Source organism: Aureispira anguillae, from assembly GCF_026000115.1.
Lineage (GTDB): Bacteria > Bacteroidota > Bacteroidia > Chitinophagales > Saprospiraceae > Aureispira > Aureispira anguillae.
On sequence record NZ_AP026867.1, the window covers coordinates 5186728 to 5208040 of the forward strand.

The window sequence follows — 21313 nt, forward strand, 5'->3', positions numbered from 1 at the left end:
TCTAGACGATCTCTTCAAGAACCTTCTTTTGCTAAAACTAACACTTAATTTGCTGTCTTTTTTTTCAAAATTTCTTGAAAAAGTTGGTACTCTTTTAAGGAAGAATATTCAATGAGGTATTTTTCTGCTTCTTTTCTTCCTACTCGTCCATATTCAGCAGCTTTTTTTCGATCTGAAACAAGACTAAGCATGCATTCTGCTAGTTCATCCTCTCCTTTAGAATAAATCAAGCCATTTTTATTGTGCTGAACCAATTCAGGTGTTGCTCCTCCATTAAAACCAATAACAGGATTGCCAAAAATCATCCCTTCTATGGTTACACGCCCCATTCCTTCGCTTTTAGAACACATTAAGACGCAATCTGCTTGTTCGTGATATTTGTAAGGTTCTTTGGTGTAACCTACAAAATTCGCAGCATTCTCTAGTCCATTCTTCTTGATATAATTTTTTATTTTTTTAGTATAAAGTCGTCTTCCCTTTCCTACAATTAACAATTTTGTATTAGGGTTTTTCATGTGAACCTTATGAAAAGCACGCAAAGCCACTAATTGCCTTTTTGTTGGATGAATTAGACCTATGATTAAAAAGACAAATGGATCTTTATCATGACAGCTATTAGGGCGAATGCTATCCAATTCTTTTCGGTTTATAATCCCATCGAAAATGACATATTTAGGAGCTGAAACTTCTGTTAGCGTTTCTTTTTCAATTGCTTTTGAAATGGTAGTAATTGCAGCCGATTTATTCGCCCATTTATTAAACATTTGACGACCTCCCCAAAAAGAAACACCATAATCTTTTTCCCCAAACTCTCTAATGCGCCAAATATGAGGAATCGTTAAATAATCAGCGAGTTGAGCACCAATTCCAATAATGGAAGAATTACTATAGATAAGATCAAAATTTAAATCCCTTACCTTTTCTGCGATTGCTTTTAAGTGGGTTTGATTTTGTTTCTGCCTAATATTATTCAGCCAATATCCCTTAGAGATATATTTTGTAAAAGCCCAATTGTAATAAAAAGCCTTAATATAAGGAATACCCTTTTTGGTCAAATATTCAGAAAGCTCTCCGTCCTCTGGTATCAATAGGACACTCTCCACATCATACGCTTGAAGCCCCATTATCAAATCTAGCAAGCTCTTATTGGCTCCCATCATATCTGCACCATGCGTGACATATAATACTTTCATAAATTCTATAAACTAAATTGAGTTAATTGGCATGAAAAACAGCTTCTAATTGTACCTAAAATAATGCTTTCTCACCCATTGCAATTTTTCAAAAAAACGAGTCAAGGGTAGCGCAGAACAAGCATCGTCTAAGTTGACCCCTTTAAACTTACCTTTAGATAAGCCCTCTGACTCATAATACTTGCATAAAATACCATAATACTTACGATAATAACCATAAATATAGGCTCCCTCTTTGTCCAAAGGAGGTAAGTCTTTTACTTTATTTAATAAACTGATCACTTCTTCTTGGCTCTTAGGTGCATAGGTTCCCCCTAAATCACTATACATTGCATTCCCCACTACAATAGCTATTTTTCCCCTAAAAGCAGCTTCAATTCCTACTGTAGAAATAAAAGTAATTACAGCTGTTGCCTTATCAATTAACTCATAGGTACTAGTAGGGTCTTTAGGACCAAGAATCGTCAGGTTGGGTGCTGTAATTTGATAGAGTTCTTCTAATATTTTCTTATTGGCATTGCGTAGATTGGGATGAATTCTAAGGTAAATATGATAGTCCTCATTATCTTTAAGCCCCTCCACCATTTTTTGTATTCCTACCAACTGCGAAGGATAAACCCCCATACTTCGTTTACTAGCAATTGCCGCAAATTCATCTTCAGAAGAATTAAATATAACTAGATTCGTTTTTGAAGCATCCCAGTTGCTAGGCAAAGCGTTTTTTTTCTGATCTTTGACATGATGAAAAGACTTGTCTCTAGCCCTCCCCGTTGCTTGATCTTCATAAAATGAAGCGCCCATCTTTACTCTTTCATTCTTGTCTGCACTTTCCCAAAACTCACGGATTAATTCTCTTCGTTTGGTAAAATTATGAGGCATCATATTTTTGTATATGGCATATTTGTTGCGACTCGCTCCAGCTTCATGCGTATAATAATCAATGCCTTTTTCCTCTGCCACCCTTAAAGCTGGACGTAGATGCGCTAGCCGACCATTAAAAATATGGATCGCATCAATCTTTTCATCTTCTACATATCGCTTTAAACTTAAATAAACTTTAATAGAAGATTCAATATAGTTCCTAATTAGCCTTTTGTTTCTTTTTACATCAAAATATGGATTCCGAAAATGGGTGATTAAACTAGAGGCAACCCCCATCCCCAAATCAAAGTCTCTAAATTTGATCTTTTTTAACTCTTCAACATTATTAAATACTACCTTCTGAATATATTCGTCTACGATTACTTGTTCTTCTGGGGTAATAATAATGCTATTGTTGATTTTTACTTTTTTGGAAAGTAATGAAATTCCCTTATCACAACGTTCTACACAACTTTTACAAATAGCCGAAGAATGAAATAGGTTGTTATCACAAGCAGAAAATTCTGCATTACAGCCTACAAAAAACACTTCATTCCCTTTGTCCAGATGAACCTGTATCTGTTCTAAGCAGTATTCAAAATGTGGACTATGCCTTGTGTAAGGCTCAAAAAACATTATTTTCATAAAAAAAAATTATGGTTCTTTCACAACTTCATTATGAGAACATTGTCAAAAAACGAACATTATAATAACAAGTAAAACTAAATTATACAACTGATATAGGAAAGCTCGTCCTTATATCCCCGCTCAAAAGACCACTGCCTAATGGCATAACTGGCTCTATGAGCCCTTATTCGTAAAACATTTTAAGACAGGAACAGTAGACAACTTACCTAGCTTAGATGTTCTTCTTTAGTTTTTTTGTAGGCAAAAAAAGTGGCTCCTCCAAGCAAGCCTATAATCAATATTGATACTAAGCTTCCGACGGTAGCACCTATACTAATAGAAACTGGCTCAAAAACCATCTTTATTTCATGTTTCCCAGCAGGAACTTTCAATCCACGTAAGACATAATTTACCTTAACAAAAGGATCTACTTTTTTTCCATCTATATAAACATTCCATCCTTTTGATGGCGGGTAATACATTTCTGAGAAAATGGCAAAGCGATCTTTTGAGGTTTCGGATTGGTATATCATCGTATCAGGGTGATACTTTTTCAAGAATATTTTATCACCAGCCACATAATCAGTATTCAACCCTTCTACATAAGGAGCATACTTTTCTTGTACTACAGCATTCAATACAGGGTCTAGATTATCAAGTGCGGCCAATTCTTCATCTGCATTTTTAACCACATCAATATTTTGAACAAACCAAGCATTTCCTAAAGCAGTTGGGTTATCCATAAATCGTTCTTGGCTAAGAATAATATACTTCACATTAAGCATATTCATCAAATTGCTGTGCTGCTTCAAGGCTACATTCCCATTATCTAGTTGATAATGCCCCCAAAATTCTTGATAAAGTAAAGGTTTTGCTGCAAAATAGCCCCCCATACTTTTGTGGAAATAACAAGCTTGTGCATTCTGACTAGGATAGCCTCTAGAATAATCAACCACATGATAGATTGATTGATCCTTCATAATATCTCGATCGGCTTTGGTTGGTGCTGCTTTGTCTGCTTTTTCTATATAATCTAGGTCTGTGTAGCTATCTTTATTGACATATTCATTATTAACAAGCAACAAATCGACACAAGCAACAACCGCCAACAATACAATTACAATTTCTTTTTTTAATATACTCTTGGTATACAACAAAAGTAATCCCATTGCAATTATTATAAAGATCAATGCTTTAGATATATCCGCTTTGGCAAGTGCAGCTCTATCCAATTCTAGAGCAGCAACCAAACTAGGACTGATGACAGCTAGTTCAGCATCTTTGGGAGCAGATAAAGGCGTTACAGAAAGATATAAATAAGTTAGTATGCAAATTCCTATTGCAATAGCTCCTGCCAAAACAACATAGCCCTGCTTAGAAACCGTTTGTTTTAATTTGGGTAGTAATTTTGCAGACCAAGTGTTGGTATAATCTTCTGCCTTAAAGTGAAACAAACGAACAAGACCAGCACCTATTCCTAAAATTACTAAAGGTTGAGCAACAAGCATGGTCATCTTAGTGTCTCTAAATTTGTTATACAACGGGAAATAGCTATACATTAAGTCACTAACCAAAGGAAAATGTTGCCCCCAAGCTAAAATAATAAAAAATGCTAGTGTGCTGATAATCCCCCATTTTAAAGCTCCCTGCAATAGCAATAAGGCTAAAATAAACAAAAAGCAAACAACCACACCATAATAGATAGGTCCTCCACACATCGTTTGGCTACCCCGATATTGTCGAGTATATTGCATGGCGACTTGGTTCATAAATTGGTTCACATCTTGTGCATTTGCTCGTTTGGCTGCCGCAACAATTTCTTGCTGCACTCTAGGGCTTCTAAACGCTGCCTGAGTCTCCGAACCTTCATTGCTAACAAACAATTTGCCTTGCGTTCCTCCATAAAAATTAGGAAACATTAACATGCCGATTTCAGATTTCTCTAGACTCAATCCAAAAATATAATCTTTTGCCAAACCACTTTTATGATCTACTTTTGTTAACTCTGTTGTACCACGAGTGGATTCTTGTCCATATTCATAATTGGGCCACAATGCCCCCAAATTAGATATAACGCCCAATAAAACAGCAAATACCATGGCACCTGCAAACTTATAAAAATTAGCCAACTTCTTTTCCTTGATGGCTTCATACATTAGAAATAGCCCTATAATCCCTAATGCAAAAAAGGTATAATAAGTAATCTGAACATGATTCCTAGAGAGACTATAACTGAATCCAAATGCAAAAATCATGGATCCCAATAGTGCATTTTTTTTATACGCATAAACTAATGCTCCAATCATAACAGGAGTCAGTGCCAAAACATTCATTTTTCCAGTATGCCCAGCGGCAATAAAGAGCGTATTGGATGTAAAAAAGCCCAGTATAACCGAAAGGGCTACACTCAAGACAAAACCAAGCCCCAATAAACGCAACCCTATATAACAACTAATTAGAATCATAAATAGATTCACCCATTCATTATAACCTTGAAAAAAGAGCAATGGGCGAACCACTTTACTATTAATATAGTTGGGGCTATGGCTAGCGATTATCGTTGTTGGCATTCCACCAAAAAAATTGTTGGTCCACTTAATTTGTTTTCCTGTACTCTTTTTATATTGTCTAATTTCCGTTTGCATCGCCAAAGCCTGTACATTATCGTGTTGTTGTAGCGACTTGCCATCAAATGCAACAGGCTTAAAGTACAACATAGCAACAATCAATAAAATAAGGTAGGCTCCTATATGTTTCATCCATTGCTGTAATGGCGAATCTGGACGTAGTTCTGTTTCAGCTCCTATTTTTTCTTTTTTTTCTTTACTTGCACTCATTGTTGGTCAAATGTTGTGAGAAATATCGTTTATTGTGATTCCGTTATAATCTTAATTTTTTAATGCTAATTTTACCAAACTAACCATCAAATCGTAATAGCAAAAAGCTACTTAAACTGTTGAATAAAACACTTGATTCAACACTTTATTCTCTAAACGAAAAAAAACGCTAAAGTTTTGGTATAATTACCACCCAAAATATAATTTTTTTGTGTAAACATCAAAAATCTTATTCTTTATGCAACCACATCAAATTAAATTCCCTCGTACAGCGCATTATTATACATTAGGTCACCCCTCTCCTAAGATCAAAAAATTCTTTTTAGTCTTTCATGGCTATGGGCAATTGGCCAGTCGTTTTATTCATAAGTTTGATGACTTGGGAGAAGACTGTTTGATTGTTGCGCCAGAGGGCTTTTCTCGTTTTTACTGGAATGAAGCGAAAGGAATTGTTGGGGCATCTTGGATGACCAAAGCAGATCGTTTGTCCGAAATCGAGGATTATTGTAATTATATAGAGCATCTCTATTTTCATTACAAAAACCAACTGTCTGAAGAAGTAGAAATTAATATTTTGGGGTTTTCTCAAGGAGGTGCTACTGCTCTGCGATGGATTGAGCGCAACCGTCCTCAATTTGACAACCTTATTCTATGGGGAGCAGGCTTTCCTACAGACCTAACGTATTTGCCAATGGAGAAATACTTAGCCCATAAAAAACTCTATGTTGTCTATGGGCGGCAAGATGAATACCTAAGTTCTAAACGCCTTCAAGAGCAACAAGCATTTACAAAAGCACAAAAGCTTAATTTTAAAATGATCTGGTTTGAGGGGAAACATGTAATCAATAGAACCGTTCTACAGGATCTTGTCGATCAACTTTAGCTCGTAAATTTTAATTCGTTTGATAATTTGAAGATAGGACAACAAAGCCCATCCTCAAATTATCAACGATTAAATTCAGTCTATTTAAAACTCCAGTCGTATTGATCAATCTCTAAGAGACAGGTTTTGAGCAAATCAATCCCATTCCGAATATCCGTTTTGTCTGACATTTCAATAACCTGATGTACATTTCGACAAGGAATAGAAATACAGCCTGCAATAGCACCATCTGTTCCTCTACGCTGAATACCTGCGGTATCGGTCCCACCTCCAGTCAACACCTCTGGCTGCCATTTAATGTCGTGTTTATCAGCAGTTGCTTTCATAAAGTTCACCATTCTATAATCACAAATTGTTGAACTATCCATAATTTTAATGGCACAACCTTTTCCTAAAGAAGTAATACGCTCATGGGCTTGCGAACCAGGAACATCAAAAGCAATGGTAACATCTATCCCCAAACCAAAAGCAGGATTAACCTGTTGAGCAGCAACACTAGCCCCTCTAATTCCAACTTCCTCCTGAACGGTAAAAACACCATACACATCATAAGGTACAGGTTGGTCTTTTAATTCTCTCAACGTTTCAAAAAGCATATAAACAGCCAGTCTATTGTCAAGTGATTTAGAATTAACACAGTTTCCCATCTCAATCAACTCTCGCTCTCTTGTGATAGGATCACCAACACTAATAATGCGTTCTACCTCTTCTTGAGTCATTCCTGTATCAATAAAATAATCCTTGATACCCAATGGTTTTCCTCTTTCTGCAGGAGTCAATAAATGAATAGGTTTGCAGCCCATACAACCAACAACGTCTTCTTTTCCATGTATAATTACTCGTTGAGCCGTTAAGGTCTTGGGGTCAAAACCACCTAGGGTATGGAAACGAATAAAACCGCCTTCTTCGATGTGCGTTACAATAAAGCCAATCTCATCCATGTGCGCTCCAATCATTACTTTGTTGGTATCGGCATCTTGTTGAGTTCCTTTTTTAACTGCATATACATTACCCATTGCATCGGTATAAACATCATCGACCAAAGGGGCAACCATTTCCATTATTACAGCACGCAAGCGCTGTTCAAATCCAGGAGCAGCAGGAATTCTACAAAACTTACTGAGCAAAGCAATATCAATCATTTTTTCTCTCTTTTATATCTAAAATATGCAGTAGTAGCTTTAAATTTTGGACTAAATCCCTTTTTATAAAAGTACTACTATCAAAGTATTTATAATTTGGACAAATTAACTAAAAAAAGAACGCTCCAACGAATCCTAATTCGTCTCTTTTGTTTTTATTTCGTTAAAATTAAGTTTTTAAAATCTTAAAATAGGCTTAAATATGAGTAGATTGCCTAATCTCCTGTGGCAGCCTTTACACCATCTCCTGTCGTAACGGCTCGTCTAGTTGGGTAAGCAAAGTCCATATCTATATTATCAGGATGATTAAATTCATCCAAAATTTTCTCCCAAAGAAAGCTCGTTGTATTTCTGCGTTTTTTGGGCTCACAAAGATAACGTAAGGTTAACAATACGCCACTATCTTCTACACTCGTGTAAACAATTGGAGTTACCTTATGATAATAAATAAGATATTTTCCCGAAGCAGATTGAAGTTCTTTTTTGGCATGTTCACTTACTTTGGGCGCATGTACATTCAAGGTGTTCTCCAAGACCTCCTTGCATTTTTTCCAATTGCTCTCAAAGGTCACCAGAACTTTTATTTCATTCCAAATATAATCCAAGCCTTCGTTATAATTCGCCAGTGGTGTTTTAAAAATTTTGGAATTAGGAATATGAATAATTCTCCCCGTGCTTTGTTCGTCTCCAACCCAATTTCCTACTTCTACAATAGAAAATTGAAACAGATTAATGTCTACTACATCTCCAATTTGGTTATCAACTTGAATCCGATCTCCTACCTTAAATGGTTTTTGAAGCAAAATAAAATACCAACCTGCCATATTAACAATGGGGTCTTGAAAAGCAATCGCCAGACCTGCCGATAACAAACCAAGGTAGGTTGCAAAATCGCCAAAATGATTTGCCCAAACCAAAGCTATTGCTACAATTCCAATTAAGTACACTCCATAAGTAAGGCTCTTACGCCAAGTGTACCGTATGGCTAAATCGTTCTGTAACTTCATGATAGAGCGTACCATTAGGCGTTGAAACAACCATAATAGTAACACAATTATAAAGGTAGTTAAGCCTTTGCTCTCCGTTTCTGTTAGTCCATCCGAAAATTGATGAAACCATTCTAATATTACATCCATTTTTATACTTAATCACAGGTACAATGATACTTATTGCCTAAGTCAATCACTGTAATAATAATAGGGTCATTCTCACAATCTCCCACAATTACACGCACATTTTGGTTGTCTCTAGTCATTCCTTCATAAGCAATGGTAGGACACTTGCCAGGTTTTGCAGGTCTTGTTTTTTTATAATTAATAGTATTCTTATCAATAACTTCTTGAATTTCGAAAGCGTCAATTTTTCGACAATCCATACGGCAACGAGCATGATGTGTTAAGGCAATTCGGTTGCCTTTAAATTCTAAATCTCGTTCTGTAAATTCTTTGGGAGCAACAGGCTCTGTGGGTGCATCTTGGCTAGTGGTGGTTCCCCCTGGTCTTTCCTGATTTTTAGCTCCCGAAGGCTTTTCATTTTGGGTAGTTGTTACTGAATTCCCATGCTCTGGACCATATTCACAACTATTCAACAATAACAGTACGATAATCGCAACCATTATTATTCTAAAATAAGGATGAAACAAAATACCTAACATACTTTTATTTTCCATTTGAACGCTATCTAAACAAACAATATATTTCACTAAAAATCAACATTTTAACCTAAATCCATTTTACTTAAATGAATTAATTTGTAAATTTACATTACTCCGTTAAAAAATTGTATTCAATTTAATAATCCTCCCCTAAATTCTTAAGGCATAATCATTGCTAAGCATAATTGAACGGTTAAGCTTGTTAAGTATAAACCTTAAATTTATGCTAGATTAAACAATCTATCAAAGATAATAAAATAAATGAGGTGCTTTTCTATTCCTTTGTTCCTTAATTTGTAATATCACTTGTTTTAATCCCTACAAAATTGTATACTTGTTGTTAAGTTAAAATTAAATTCTATACTCTATGTCCTTTAAACTAAAAAAGAAGATTCCAGAAATCCTTGCTATGGATTTTGAATCTTATGCCAAATTCCTCAAAAAAGAAATCCAACGTGCTGCCAAATTTGGAGAATTGGATGCTGTTATTTGTGGCAATCATTCTTTCTCTGATGGAAAAGAATCAGCGTTGATTCTAATGGGGGTCTATGTCGGAGATTTAGCCAATTTTTTCAAGCAAAATAAAGCGGAGATGCATTTTGCCAAAGGCAAATGTTTTTTTGAATCTACAGAACAAGGAATCAAAATGCATATTGCAATCAATGCTGGTAAAGGCAAACCTGACAAAATAACCAAAGCAGGTAAACGCCTGTGGTCCAAGGCTGCTATTACTCCAGAATTCCACAAAGATAAACTGCCATTTTTGGACGCCGCACTAGACCAAGTTAATGTCGGAGAAGCTGAGCTATTAAAAGTAGCCGATTCAGAAAATGATCATCAGGCTATCAAACTGGTAAAAAACAACTATCTAAAGGCAAAAAAAGCGCTACAAGATCGAGTTGTACCGCTAATTAGCAATAAAGATACACTGGATTCAGCCTATACTGTTCAACATTTTAATATTGCCAAAATTGCCTTAAAAAATGGAGCTAGCTTCTTAAATAAACTAGAAGAAGTAGACAAAAAAACAAAAGTTGCTTACCAAAAAGATGCAACTACTGCTCTGGCTGACTACCCCAAACTTAAACGTATTGCAGCCAAAATAAAACAAGCTTTAATGGCAAGCAATGCAGTAGATATTGAACTGAATAAGACAATGGATCATACTGCCCAAGAAAAGGGAATAAAAACAGCTTTAGATTTGCTTGAAAAAGAGTTTGAAACACTACGTCATCTAGAAACACAAGCTAAAGAAGCTCTAAAATATCTCGATACTTTGCTACAATAACCCTCCAATCCTATAAACATGAATAAGCAAAAAATCATAGCCATTTACCAAGAAATGCTCGCCAGCATTCATAAGATAAAAAACAGTGGTCAACCGCTAACTGAAGGGCAAAAAATTCAATTAACTCAATTAGAAACAATTGCCAACCAACTCAAAAGCAAAGCGGAAGCTGCTGGTTTTGGAGAGGAATTGGTTGCCGATCCTACGATTGCGGTTAATTCAGCCGATGATTTGTTCCAATTGATCGACACTTCTGTTTGCAGTGCTGACATTCGTCAAAAATTAGCCACAGTTGTTGGCAAAAATTATGTCGCAGATGGGTTAAGTCGAAAAAAACTTTGGGATGCCTTACAAATTTTTGATAAATACTACATCGCCAATGTAGATAAGATTTCTGCCGTTACGGTAAATAGCAGAATGAAAGGAGAATGGGAAAAAATATTTGGAACGGATAAGTACGATTTACAATTATTGGCTACTGCTTATCAGAATTCTGCAAAAGAAGCACTCCTAAAAGAAATTGACCGCCTATCTCCCAACAACTGGGTTACTAAACCTGCCAACTTGGATCAGAGTTTTAAGGCTTTTTTTAAAGGTAAAAAATCATGGCTAGATTCTGCCAATGATATTGCTTATGCCGCAACTCAATTAAAAATTGATGCCTATGAATTTCCATTAATTCCCGATCGTTTTGATACCAAATATTTTAAATTTACCAATGGAAAAACTCAAGTTAGCGGTAAGTTGGCTTTTGGTAGCCCTGTCTTAATCAACAATCAGGAAAAAGCAATCAATGGCTTTTTGGTAGATTTTGAACAGGCCTTTCGATCAACTGTTAACCTAAAAGCGTTTAAAGGTGTCATGCCATCTATAGGTGGTGTATCAGGAACTGCGTTGACCAAAGGCGCTACTCTTGACTTGGGTTATGTGACCTTTACCCTTAAAACAGATCTCGCTAAATATGGGCTGCAACCCACCAAAAAAGATGTTGATGAGCCTACTGACAACTTTTTTAGAAAAATTGCCAATCGAGGTAAATTTACAGCGGCATCTGTGCGTTTTCAAGGAACCATCAATTTAGCTAAGTTGATCAAAAAAACAGGTTTAGAACTTCCTTTAATTGATGTGCCAGTCTGCAATATCAGTGTTAGTTGTGGCTTTGATGTTTCTTTGGTTCCTATCAAGCCGAAGGTAAAAAATAATTCATCCAAGCAAAAAACTCCTGATGCAGATTTAGATCGACCTTCTATAGAGAACGATCAAAAAGCATTGAAAAAAATTCAAGCTAAAAACGATGATTTATTAAAAAGAGCTGACCAACTTTCTGATGCCATTGACAAACAGGATGTAGATGCTATGAAAAAAGCAGCTAATGAAGTCCAAGAAACGGCAAAAGATGCTTATAAGCTACTAGAAAACCACGATTGGAAAGATAAGTCACTCAAGAACAAAGCGGCTGATTTGCTAGATCAGTCTGCTAAAAAAGTTTATAAAAAAATAGCGGGTCCTGTTGCGAAAATAACCAAGGCCTTAAACTATGCTAAGCCTTTGGCTCGATTGATGCCTGCCGTCAATGCAGTATTAACAATTATCGAAGTGGGGACTTACATTTATGATTTTGCTGTCTGGTTTAATAGCATTGAGGCCAATACTTGGGAGGATTATTTTATTGCTTGGGGCAAAGACATGAGTCAGGGTACTTTTGGGCAATGGTTCCGAAAAGTTGATACTTATTTAAAACAATAGTGGGACTATTATCAGGTGTTTTTGGATAAAAAATAGAAAATAGACTAGGATTGGAACTTAGCGCTTTGCAAAAGAGTTAAGAACATTGTCTAAAGACTAGATCAAAACTAAAACATCATGAAAAAAGAAAAGCTCAGAGGAAAAGATTTGGCGGCAATTGGGTATACAGAGACTGAAATTCGAAGTTTAGCGATGTTATTGGTAGGCAAAGGTTATAAATACACCTCTAAAGCCGAAAAAATAGCCATCCTTAAAGCGGTCATAAAAACACCCCATAATTATATTCAAGATAAAATTATGGGACCTGTTGCTATTAAATTAATTGACCAACAAGCCAAAGTAGCAACCTATACTTTTACAGACAAAACATTCCAGATTTATGGAGCAGATGGAATTGCCGAAAATGCAAAATCACAAATGCAACAGGCAATGCGTCTTCCCGTTTCGGTTAATGGAGCATTGATGCCTGATGCCCATCATGGTTATGGGTTGCCAATTGGAGGTGTTTTAGCCACTGAAAATGCCATTATTCCTTATGGTGTTGGCGTGGATATTGGCTGTAGAATGTGTTTGAGTATCTTTGATGCCAAAGAGAGTTATTTGGAGCAGAACAAATCTCAACTAAAAAAAATTATTCAAAATAATTCTCGCTTTGGTCGGTCTACCTTTGAGGATAATAAAAGAGAGGATGCCATTTTTGATCGTCCTGAGTTTAGAGAGATTGGCTTAATTCGTTCTCTACTGGACAAAGCTTATTCCCAAATCGGGTCTTCGGGAGGAGGCAATCATTTTGTAGAATTCGGTTTAGTAAAGATCAATGATATTAACAATGATTTAAATCTACCTGTTGGTACTTACCTTGCTTTATTAACCCATTCTGGTTCTAGAGGTTTTGGCGCTAAAATAGCCAATACTTACACCAATATTGCTATAAAAAAACGAAATCTTCCAAAAGCTGTGGCTCACTTATCTTGGCTTTATATGAATGAGCAAGAAGGACAAGAATATTGGTTGGCAATGAATTTGGCAGGAGATTATGCTTCGGCTTGCCATCATCACATCCACCGAAGAGTCCAAAAAGCACTAGGGATAAAAGAACTGCGCAGAATAGAAAATCATCATAACTTTGCATGGAAAGAGCAGTTAAAAGATGGTCGTTCTGTTTATGTCCATCGCAAGGGAGCTACTCCTGCTCATCAAGGGCAATGGGGTATTATCCCAGGGTCTATGACTGCCCCTGCTTTTATTGTTAGAGGCTTGGGCAATAGTGCTTCTATTAATTCCGCAGCACATGGAGCAGGACGAGCATTTTCTAGACGAAAAGCAAAAGAATCTTTCACTAAAAAAATGCTTCGCAACGAATTAAAAAATAAACAGGTAGAACTAATTGGTGCAGGCTTAGACGAAGCTCCCTTTGCTTATAAGGATATTCATACGGTTATGCAAGCACAACAAGATTTAGTTCAAGTTGTTGCGCCATTTTATCCTAAAATTGTACGAATGGACAGTGCAAAATCTTAATGTAAAAGAGACAGTCCCCACTACTTAATTATTCATCCATAAACAAATCTGAAATAATAGCATCTGAAACAATCTTGCCTTTTGCCGTCAGTATATAAGCTTGTTTTGTTTTTTCCATCAACCCCTCTTGGATATAGGTTAGTGCTTTTTTTTCAAACCACATTTTAGTTGTACTCCCCCACTCTATTAACTGATCAATGCGAACTCCCCACTTGGTTCTCAAAGAGGTCATGATATATTCATTAAATTGATTTTGGATCGTCAACAGCTCTCTTTCCCAATAACTCTCTTGTTGCGCTAAGGCTTTTATATATTTAGGGTTATGCGCTATATTCCATTGCCTAGATTCTCCATCAAAAGAATGGGCTGCGGGACCTACCCCTAGATAATGTTTTCCTGTCCAATAATTTGAATTGTGTTTTGCATAATTTCCTGGCAAACAAAAATTAGAAATTTCATATTGCTCATAGCCATTCGTTTCCATTTCATCCAACAAAATTTCAAACTGCTCTGCAATGTGGTTGTCGTCTGTATTAGCCGTTTTTCCTTTTTCGATAAAATGTGCCAAAGCTGTTCTAGGTTCTACCGTTAACGCATAGCAAGAAATATGTGGTATATTTAATTCAAACGCTGTCCTTAAGTTTTCTCGCCATTGCTGATGACTCGTTGTTGGTGTGCCATAAATCAAGTCGATTGTCAAATTATCAAAACCTGCCGCTTGTGCTGCTTGAATACATTCTTTGGCATGCGCTGCATTATGCGCCCGATTCATATAAACAAGATCGTTATCAAAAAAAGATTGAATCCCTATGCTAAAACGATTGATTGGAGTTTCTTTTAATGCCTCTAAATAATCCAACGTCAAATCATCTGGATTAGCTTCTAGTGTTACCTCTAGGTTTGTTTTTAATTGATAATGCTCCTCAATAACTGCCCATAATTGAAGGATTTCTTTAGCAGATAATAACGAAGGAGTCCCTCCTCCAAAATAAACCGTTTCAATGACTTGCCCCTTTAAATAAGTCTTACGTTCTACAAGTTCTTTATGAATTGCGAGCAATAATTCATCTTTCTGGCGCAAAGAAGTCGAAAAATGGAAATTACAATAATAACATGCCTGTTTACAGAATGGAATATGGATGTAAATACCTGCCAAGATAGTTCTTATTAATTGTTCTTTTTGGATAAAAATATCCTTACAAAGGTAACTTTTTTTAAAAAAACAGCTTTTCGGGAACAATTTTATTAAAAATTTTATTTTAAAAACTGTAACCTTTTTAAAATTTTTACATTAATAATAACATTAACAACAAGTTAAAAAACCACAAACACTAAATATAACAAAATATTACACTTAAATTAATAGAATTAAATAAGCATTCCACTTTAGATACACCAAAAACAAATTAGGTTGCATCTAGACCTTATATAAGACCTAAACCTTATCATCTAGTGTAACAACTAAACCAGCCTTTTTTTCTAAAATGGATTGACAGCATCATATTAACCCACTCATTAGCTACAACGTATAAAACTCACCTGAGCAGTAAGTAGCTATTTTGATTCATCTAAACCAACTTCATTATGAAAAAGCATTTACTTTTTGCCCTTAGCAGTTTTATTTTTATACTCTTAGCGGTCAATACACAGGCACAAACATCAGCTAATCTTGAAGCAGCTAGAACAGACGCTAATCCTGTTTATGAACAATTTAATAGTCAATGTATTCTAGACAAGGTAGAATACCAAAAAGACCGTACCATTTTTCATTTTCGTTACAGAGCAAGTAGTTATACTTCTATTTGGCTCTATTCTCCTGAAGGAGAACATCCTTGGTTTTTAAAAGATGAAATCAATGACAAAAAATACAATTTAATTGGGGTTTATAACGTTCGTAGAAACAACCGATTAACCCACAAAGAAGTCACAGGTGGCTACGTTTATTTAAATGCTGATTCTAAAAAAGAAAAAACATATTTTGAATGTGAGGTACACTTTGAACGTCTTCCTCAAAATGTTTCGGAAGTAGATTTAATAGAAGGCGAAGGGATGGAAGAAGCATGGAACCACTTCCATTGTTTTAACATTCAGGTAGCTCCGCTTAAAGAAAAAGCCGTACCCGTTGTTGCACCAATCCAACCAGAAGATATTGTTCTTGCTCCTGCTATTGATTTGTTGGAGGAAGCAATTGCTCCTATTGAGCTGGTTGCCGCTGCACCAACCACAAATGAAAAACCCAATCACAAAACAATAAAACCATCTAAAGAGAATTCCACTACTTTATCAGATGTTGCTACACTTAGTAATTGGAGCGTTTTCCCGACTCCTGCTACCAATGTACTTAATGTGAAACAAACCAATCCACAAGAAGCTGATTTGGCATTAATCAATGTTTATGGTCAAGTTATTTGGACGGGTAAAACAAAGAGTACTAGCACTACTATTGATGTTAGCAAATTTTCTACTGGTGCTTATTTTTTGCAGCACACAGTAGCGGGTAACACTACATCTCAAAAAGTATTGATCCAGTAATAGTTAATTGAACTATTACTAGCCACACCTCCCCATAATAAACGCCAGCTCTACTCCATGACAAGCCTATTTAGCAATGCTAAGTAGGCTTTTGTATAGTTATCCTACGCTCTATTTGAATTTCTTAATTTGTAGCGTTTTAGTAAGTTCTACTTTTTTTTTTAAGCTATAAAAAAGTGCCTATATTACGAACAAGTTTTAAAAACAAAATCTTTAAAACTACTTTATTGAGTAAAACGAATAATTACTATATGAAACATTTATTGATTATCCTAATGGCTGCTTTTTTTACATCTGCTACCCCTGTTCCCAAACCAGGTCCTCCACCAGAAGGTTTTGTAACAGTAGACGGAACCCAATTTAAAATAGGAGGAAAACCCTATCGTTTTATAGGCACTAATTTTTGGTATGGTATGCACTTAGGGGTGCCAGCCAAAAGAGATCGTCTAATCAAAGAACTAGACAAATTGCAAGCAATAGGCTGCAATAATTTGCGCATCATGGTTGGCTCTGAAGGACCTGAAGGAGAAAAATATCGAGTGCAACCTCCTTTAATGATTAAGCCATTTCAATACAATGAAGATATTTTGGAAGGCTTAGATTTTCTTTTAGCAGAAATGGCAAAGCGCAATATTTATGGTGTTTTGGTTTTGGGGAATTTTTGGCATTGGTCTGGTGGCTTTGCCCAATATTTATCTTGGCTAGACAATAAACCCATTCCCTACCCCTCGCTAGACGGTGGTGTTTCATGGGGAATTTACATGGACTATACCTTCCGTTTTTACAAAAATACTCGTGCTAAGAATTGGTTCAAAGCGCATGTCAAAAAAGTAGTAGAGCGCACAAATAGTATTACAGGCAAAGCTTATAAAGATGATCCAACCATTATGTCTTGGCAATTGGCTAACGAGCCCAAATGTGGTGTTCGAGTAGGTCCTTACCGCAAGTGGATTCGTCAAACGGCAAAATTCATCCGCAAAATGGATCCTCATCATTTAATTTCTACAGGAAGTGAGGGAATTATGTCTGAATCCCTGTTTGGCAATCGTCGAAAGAATTTCATTAAGAATCATTCTGTTGAAATTGATTATTTGACGGCGCATATTTGGATTCAAAATTGGGGTTGGTATGATCCACATAAAGTCAAAACCTTAGAATCTGCTCAAAAAAAGGCAATTGCTTATTTAGACAAGCATATTGAAATTGCCAAAGAGATGAACAAGCCGTTAGTTTTGGAAGAATTTGGTATCGCTAGAGATGCAGAGAGCTACGATGCTAGTTCTACTGTCCATCAACGAGATTCTTACTTCAAATTTATGTTTGAGCATCTAGAAAAAAACATCAATGAAGGAGGACCTTACCAAGGAATCAACTTTTGGGCATGGGGAGGAGAAGGACGCCCACGTGTACCAAGATCTGTTTATGAAGCAGGCGATGATTTAATAGGAGACCCACCTCACGAATACCAAGGATGGTATTCTGTTTATAACACAGATTCTACCACACATGAGCTCATCAAATCATTTAATGATAAGTTTCAAAAATAAGGTCAAGACGCTGCTCTCATTTAGGGCAGCGTTTTTTTTGTCTCTCCACTAGGGTTTCTACTTGTTGGATAATATCTTACATTTTTAGTATATTGTGCGATAACACATCCATCATTACTCCGTAAAAAAATCGTATTCAACTGATTATCAAGACTATACAATTTTACCGTTCAAAATGACAGTTGTTTGATAATCAATCGAATACAAGATGTTTTTTTGCCTTTTTTTGAAAAAAAACAAAAAATCTACGGAGTATTAATCCATAATACTAATTTAATCTTCCTAAAATAATAGACATCTTACCAATGAAACCAAGAATTCAGACCATTCAACAACGATTGTTTTTTTTGCTTTTTGCCCTATTATCTCCCATCTTAGCTTTTTGTCAAGATCCTGCTGCCAAAGGAATCGATCAAAAAATTGATGAAGCATTCAAGCCCATCGCCGATGCTATCTTTAATTTTGTTCTTTATTCTATTCCACTAGGTGGAGGTTTATCGGCTCCCATTGTATTAATTGTACTAATTTCAGGAGCTTTGTATTTTACCTTTTACTTTGCCTTTCCCAACATTCGTTACCTAGGATTGGCCATCAAAACTGTAAAAGGTGACTTTTATGAGCCTACATCAACCAGCAACATTACCCCATCAGATCATCAACGAGCAACGGTCTTAGACGATATGCCCGATACGATTCGTGACGAAAGCGCCCAAGGTGAAGTTACTCCCTTTCAGGCATTAACAGCCGCACTTTCAGCTACAGTTGGTCTAGGAAACATTGCAGGGGTTGCCGTAGCCTTGTCGGTTGGTGGTCCTGGAGCTACCTTTTGGATGATTTTGGCAGGTATTTTAGGAATGGCTACTAAATTTACAGAATGTACCTTGGGGGTAAAATACCGTGAAATTGATGCCGATGGCACTGTTCATGGTGGTCCCATGTATTATTTGAGCAAAGGACTTGACAGCAAAGGGCTAGGAGGCTTAGGTAAAGTATTTGCTGTTTTCTTTGCTATTATGTGTGTTGGAGGATCGTTTGGTGGAGGAAATATGTTCCAAGCCAATCAAGCGGCTGCTCAATTCTTAAGCATGGTTTATGGCAATGATATTCCTCTTGCTGCAAAAACTATTTTTGGTGTTATTATCGCCATTTTAGTAGCTGTTGTGATTATTGGAGGTATCAAACGAATTGGTCAAGTAACTGAAAAAATAGTTCCTTTTATGGCCGTACTTTACGTTGGTGCAGCTATTGTTATTATAATTATGAATATAGCTGCCATACCTGCTGCTGTGGGGCTTATTTTTTCTGGTGCATTTACACCAACCGCTGCTGTAGGTGGTTTTATTGGGGTTTTGATTCAAGGTTTTCAACGTGCTGCCTTCTCTAATGAAGCTGGTGTAGGTTCTGCTGCTATTGCCCACTCTGCGGTACGTACAGCACATCCTGCTAGTGAAGGAATGGTTGCTTTATTAGAGCCTTTTATTGATACCGTTGTCATTTGTACCATGACGGCTTTGGTTTTGATTGTTACCAATATTGATGGTGGTTTTATGACCTACGGTTCTCAGGTTCCTGATGGTGTTGTAGTAACTTCTACTGCATTTGAATCTACCATACCAGGTGCGTCTTATATTTTAACCATTGCGGTGGTTTTATTCGCTTTTTCTACCATGTTATCATGGTCTTATTATGGTCTACAAGCTTGGAAATACCTATTTGGAAAAGGAAAAACAACAGATTTAGTTTATAAAGTCTTGTTCTGTGTTTTTGTAGTGATTGGTTCTGCTGCTGGCTTAGGCTCTGTGGTTCACTTTTCAGATGCCATGATTTTTGCAATGGTATTCCCCAACATCATTGGTTTATTAATCTTAGCCCCTGTGGTCAAAGAAGAAGTTGCTAAATATGTTGCGTTTACCAAAAACTATAAAAAATAAGTTTTAACTCAAGCCTTATTGGTTACAATGCGCCTAAACTCAAAAGGAGTTTAGGCGCATTGCTTTAAATTGAAAAAGAGGCTATCGAAAAATCAATAGCCTCCCATTCTTTTGCAGCAATAATAGAATTCTGAATGGATTTATAAAAGCAAGCAACTTTCAACCTAATGCTTTAACTATCCAATGAATCAAAGAAAGGTTTAGGAACAACTTAGTAAGCAAGTCCAACATAAATAACAAACGTTCCTGCTCGATTCTTTTCTTCAGAAATAATAACACGTTAGCCTTTTTTATTCTTCTTAAACCATTGCCATGCAGAATCAATATCTCAAACAATGGTATTCATCAAAAAAAAACATTCACTTAAATTCCAAACTAGCTTTGCCTTTAACATTCGTACGCTATGTTAACTAGCTAAGAAATTAACTGTCTGCCTTCCCTCCTTTGTCTACCATCAGTTGCTATAACGGATCTGATTTCAATAATTTATTATTTGTGTTAACATTAATTTCAAGGCTCACTTCATTGCATTTCCATTTCAAAAGTCTTCTAAACTGCATACGACCAAAGATCCCTTGTTTCCTAACAATTGACTATAGTTCAATTGGATCGCAAACAAGCTCTCCAGTTACTAGAAGCAAAACAGCAGTTCAATACATGATTTATCCACTGCTGGTTCTTATACTATATACCCAAAAACTTCAAAGGTTATCAAATCCATTATTTTTTATTGTGGTTTTAGAATTGAGACAAGAATCGCCAAAGATAAATGAGGTAGATTTAAAATAATTTGCTTATCATTGACAGACAAACCCATAGTTCTTTTTGTATTTTGATCAAAACACAAAAAATACGATTGTATCTAGTAAAAATAATGGGGTAATTAATTTGTAATTTGATATTTGGCACCCTTATAGCTCTAGTAGTTATACATCAAACAATAAATTAATATAATTCTTCACATTATTTCTGTATACTTATAGTCTATAACTTGTGGGTTTTGGATTTCTATAGAATATTGTGTGTATAAAAAGGGATTAAAATAACATGAGAGTATCAACAATTGTAGGGATGGGCAATCATAATGAAATAGGCAAGGGAAATGATATTCCTTGGTACTTGCCTGCCGACCTCAAATATTTTAAAAAAATCACATCTGGACACCCCATTATCATGGGGCGAAAGTGTTTTGAATCTATTGGAAAACCACTCCCCAACCGAACCAATATCATTGTTAGCCGAAATCCTGAATTTCATATCGATGGCTGTATTTTAGTCCATTCTATTGGCGCAGCATTGGCAGTAGCACAAGACAAAGGAGCAGAGGAAGCATTTATTATTGGAGGAGGAGAAATTTATAAAAAAGGGCTACCGCTTTCTACTCGGCTATATTTAACGACCATTGATATAACGGTTAAGGATGCTGATGTGTTCTTTCCTAAAATCAATATGGATCATTGGAATGTAATTAGCCAAGAGGCACATCAAAAAGATGCCAAGAATCCTTACGATTATACCTTCAAAGTCTTAGAACGCAAAGAATAAAAATGG

The 21313-nt window shown here is 36.1% G+C and carries 15 protein-coding genes; 8 read left to right on the forward strand and 7 right to left on the reverse strand.

The window, feature by feature from the left end:
• Positions 1-44: 44 nt before the first annotated feature.
• From AsAng_RS20285 to AsAng_RS20295, 3 genes are all read right to left on the reverse strand, one after another.
• Positions 45-1193: a glycosyltransferase family 4 protein gene (locus AsAng_RS20285; RefSeq protein ID WP_264788931.1), complete on the reverse strand. Its 1149-nt coding sequence runs from the start codon at positions 1191-1193 to the stop codon at positions 45-47.
• A 45-nt stretch (positions 1194-1238) separates the two neighbouring features.
• A complete protein-coding gene (locus tag AsAng_RS20290; RefSeq protein ID WP_264788932.1) occupies positions 1239-2699 on the reverse strand; it encodes a capsular polysaccharide export protein, LipB/KpsS family in 1461 nt (486 codons plus the stop codon).
• A gap of 209 nt (positions 2700-2908) precedes the next feature.
• On the reverse strand, positions 2909-5518 hold the full coding sequence (locus AsAng_RS20295) for a YfhO family protein (RefSeq protein WP_264788933.1): 2610 nt from the start codon (positions 5516-5518) through the stop codon (positions 2909-2911).
• A gap of 238 nt (positions 5519-5756) precedes the next feature.
• Here AsAng_RS20295 and AsAng_RS20300 point away from each other — a divergent pair, with 238 nt between their 5' ends.
• Positions 5757-6401, forward strand: a complete 645-nt coding sequence (locus AsAng_RS20300) for an alpha/beta hydrolase (RefSeq protein WP_264788934.1) — start codon at positions 5757-5759, stop codon at positions 6399-6401.
• An 80-nt stretch (positions 6402-6481) separates the two neighbouring features.
• Here AsAng_RS20300 and AsAng_RS20305 read toward each other — a convergent pair whose 3' ends face one another.
• The 3 genes from AsAng_RS20305 to AsAng_RS20315 form a co-directional block, all read right to left on the reverse strand.
• Positions 6482-7543, reverse strand: a complete 1062-nt coding sequence (locus AsAng_RS20305) for a M42 family metallopeptidase (protein WP_264788935.1) — start codon at positions 7541-7543, stop codon at positions 6482-6484.
• 215 nt (positions 7544-7758) lie between these two features.
• Positions 7759-8679 carry a mechanosensitive ion channel family protein gene (locus AsAng_RS20310; protein ID WP_264788936.1) on the reverse strand — a complete coding sequence of 307 codons (921 nt, stop codon included), beginning with the start codon at positions 8677-8679 and terminating at the stop codon, positions 7759-7761.
• Between the two features lie 8 nt (positions 8680-8687).
• Complete coding sequence (locus AsAng_RS20315; protein WP_264788937.1) at positions 8688-9212, reverse strand: DUF4258 domain-containing protein; 525 nt, start codon at positions 9210-9212, stop codon at positions 8688-8690.
• A 352-nt stretch (positions 9213-9564) separates the two neighbouring features.
• Here AsAng_RS20315 and AsAng_RS20320 point away from each other — a divergent pair, with 352 nt between their 5' ends.
• The 3 genes from AsAng_RS20320 (at position 9565) to AsAng_RS20330 (ending at position 13752) form a co-directional block, all read left to right on the forward strand.
• A complete protein-coding gene (locus AsAng_RS20320; RefSeq protein WP_264788938.1) occupies positions 9565-10485 on the forward strand; it encodes a hypothetical protein in 921 nt (306 codons plus the stop codon).
• A gap of 18 nt (positions 10486-10503) precedes the next feature.
• Positions 10504-12231 carry a hypothetical protein gene (locus tag AsAng_RS20325; protein WP_264788939.1) on the forward strand — a complete coding sequence of 576 codons (1728 nt, stop codon included), beginning with the start codon at positions 10504-10506 and terminating at the stop codon, positions 12229-12231.
• 117 nt (positions 12232-12348) lie between these two features.
• Positions 12349-13752, forward strand: coding sequence for an RtcB family protein (locus AsAng_RS20330; RefSeq protein ID WP_264788940.1), 1404 nt, complete (start codon positions 12349-12351; stop codon positions 13750-13752).
• Positions 13753-13780: 28 nt separating this feature from the next.
• Here the strand turns inward: AsAng_RS20330 and hemW are convergent, their stop codons facing one another.
• Positions 13781-14908: a radical SAM family heme chaperone HemW gene (gene hemW, locus AsAng_RS20335; RefSeq protein ID WP_264788941.1), complete on the reverse strand. Its 1128-nt coding sequence runs from the start codon at positions 14906-14908 to the stop codon at positions 13781-13783.
• A 428-nt stretch (positions 14909-15336) separates the two neighbouring features.
• Between hemW and AsAng_RS20340 the strand changes: the two genes are divergently transcribed.
• The 4 genes from AsAng_RS20340 (at position 15337) to AsAng_RS20355 (ending at position 21307) form a co-directional block, all read left to right on the forward strand.
• Positions 15337-16284, forward strand: a complete 948-nt coding sequence (locus tag AsAng_RS20340) for a T9SS type A sorting domain-containing protein (protein ID WP_264788942.1) — start codon at positions 15337-15339, stop codon at positions 16282-16284.
• A 251-nt stretch (positions 16285-16535) separates the two neighbouring features.
• Positions 16536-17831 carry a glycoside hydrolase 5 family protein gene (locus AsAng_RS20345; RefSeq protein ID WP_264788943.1) on the forward strand — a complete coding sequence of 432 codons (1296 nt, stop codon included), beginning with the start codon at positions 16536-16538 and terminating at the stop codon, positions 17829-17831.
• A 305-nt stretch (positions 17832-18136) separates the two neighbouring features.
• Positions 18137-19762 (forward strand): alanine/glycine:cation symporter family protein, encoded by a 1626-nt coding sequence (locus AsAng_RS20350; protein WP_264788944.1) that lies wholly within the window; start codon positions 18137-18139, stop codon positions 19760-19762.
• Between the two features lie 1047 nt (positions 19763-20809).
• The gene (locus AsAng_RS20355; RefSeq protein ID WP_264788945.1) at positions 20810-21307 is read left to right on the forward strand and encodes a dihydrofolate reductase; all 498 of its coding nucleotides are present in this window, start codon (positions 20810-20812) and stop codon (positions 21305-21307) included.
• Positions 21308-21313: the final 6 nt, after the last annotated feature.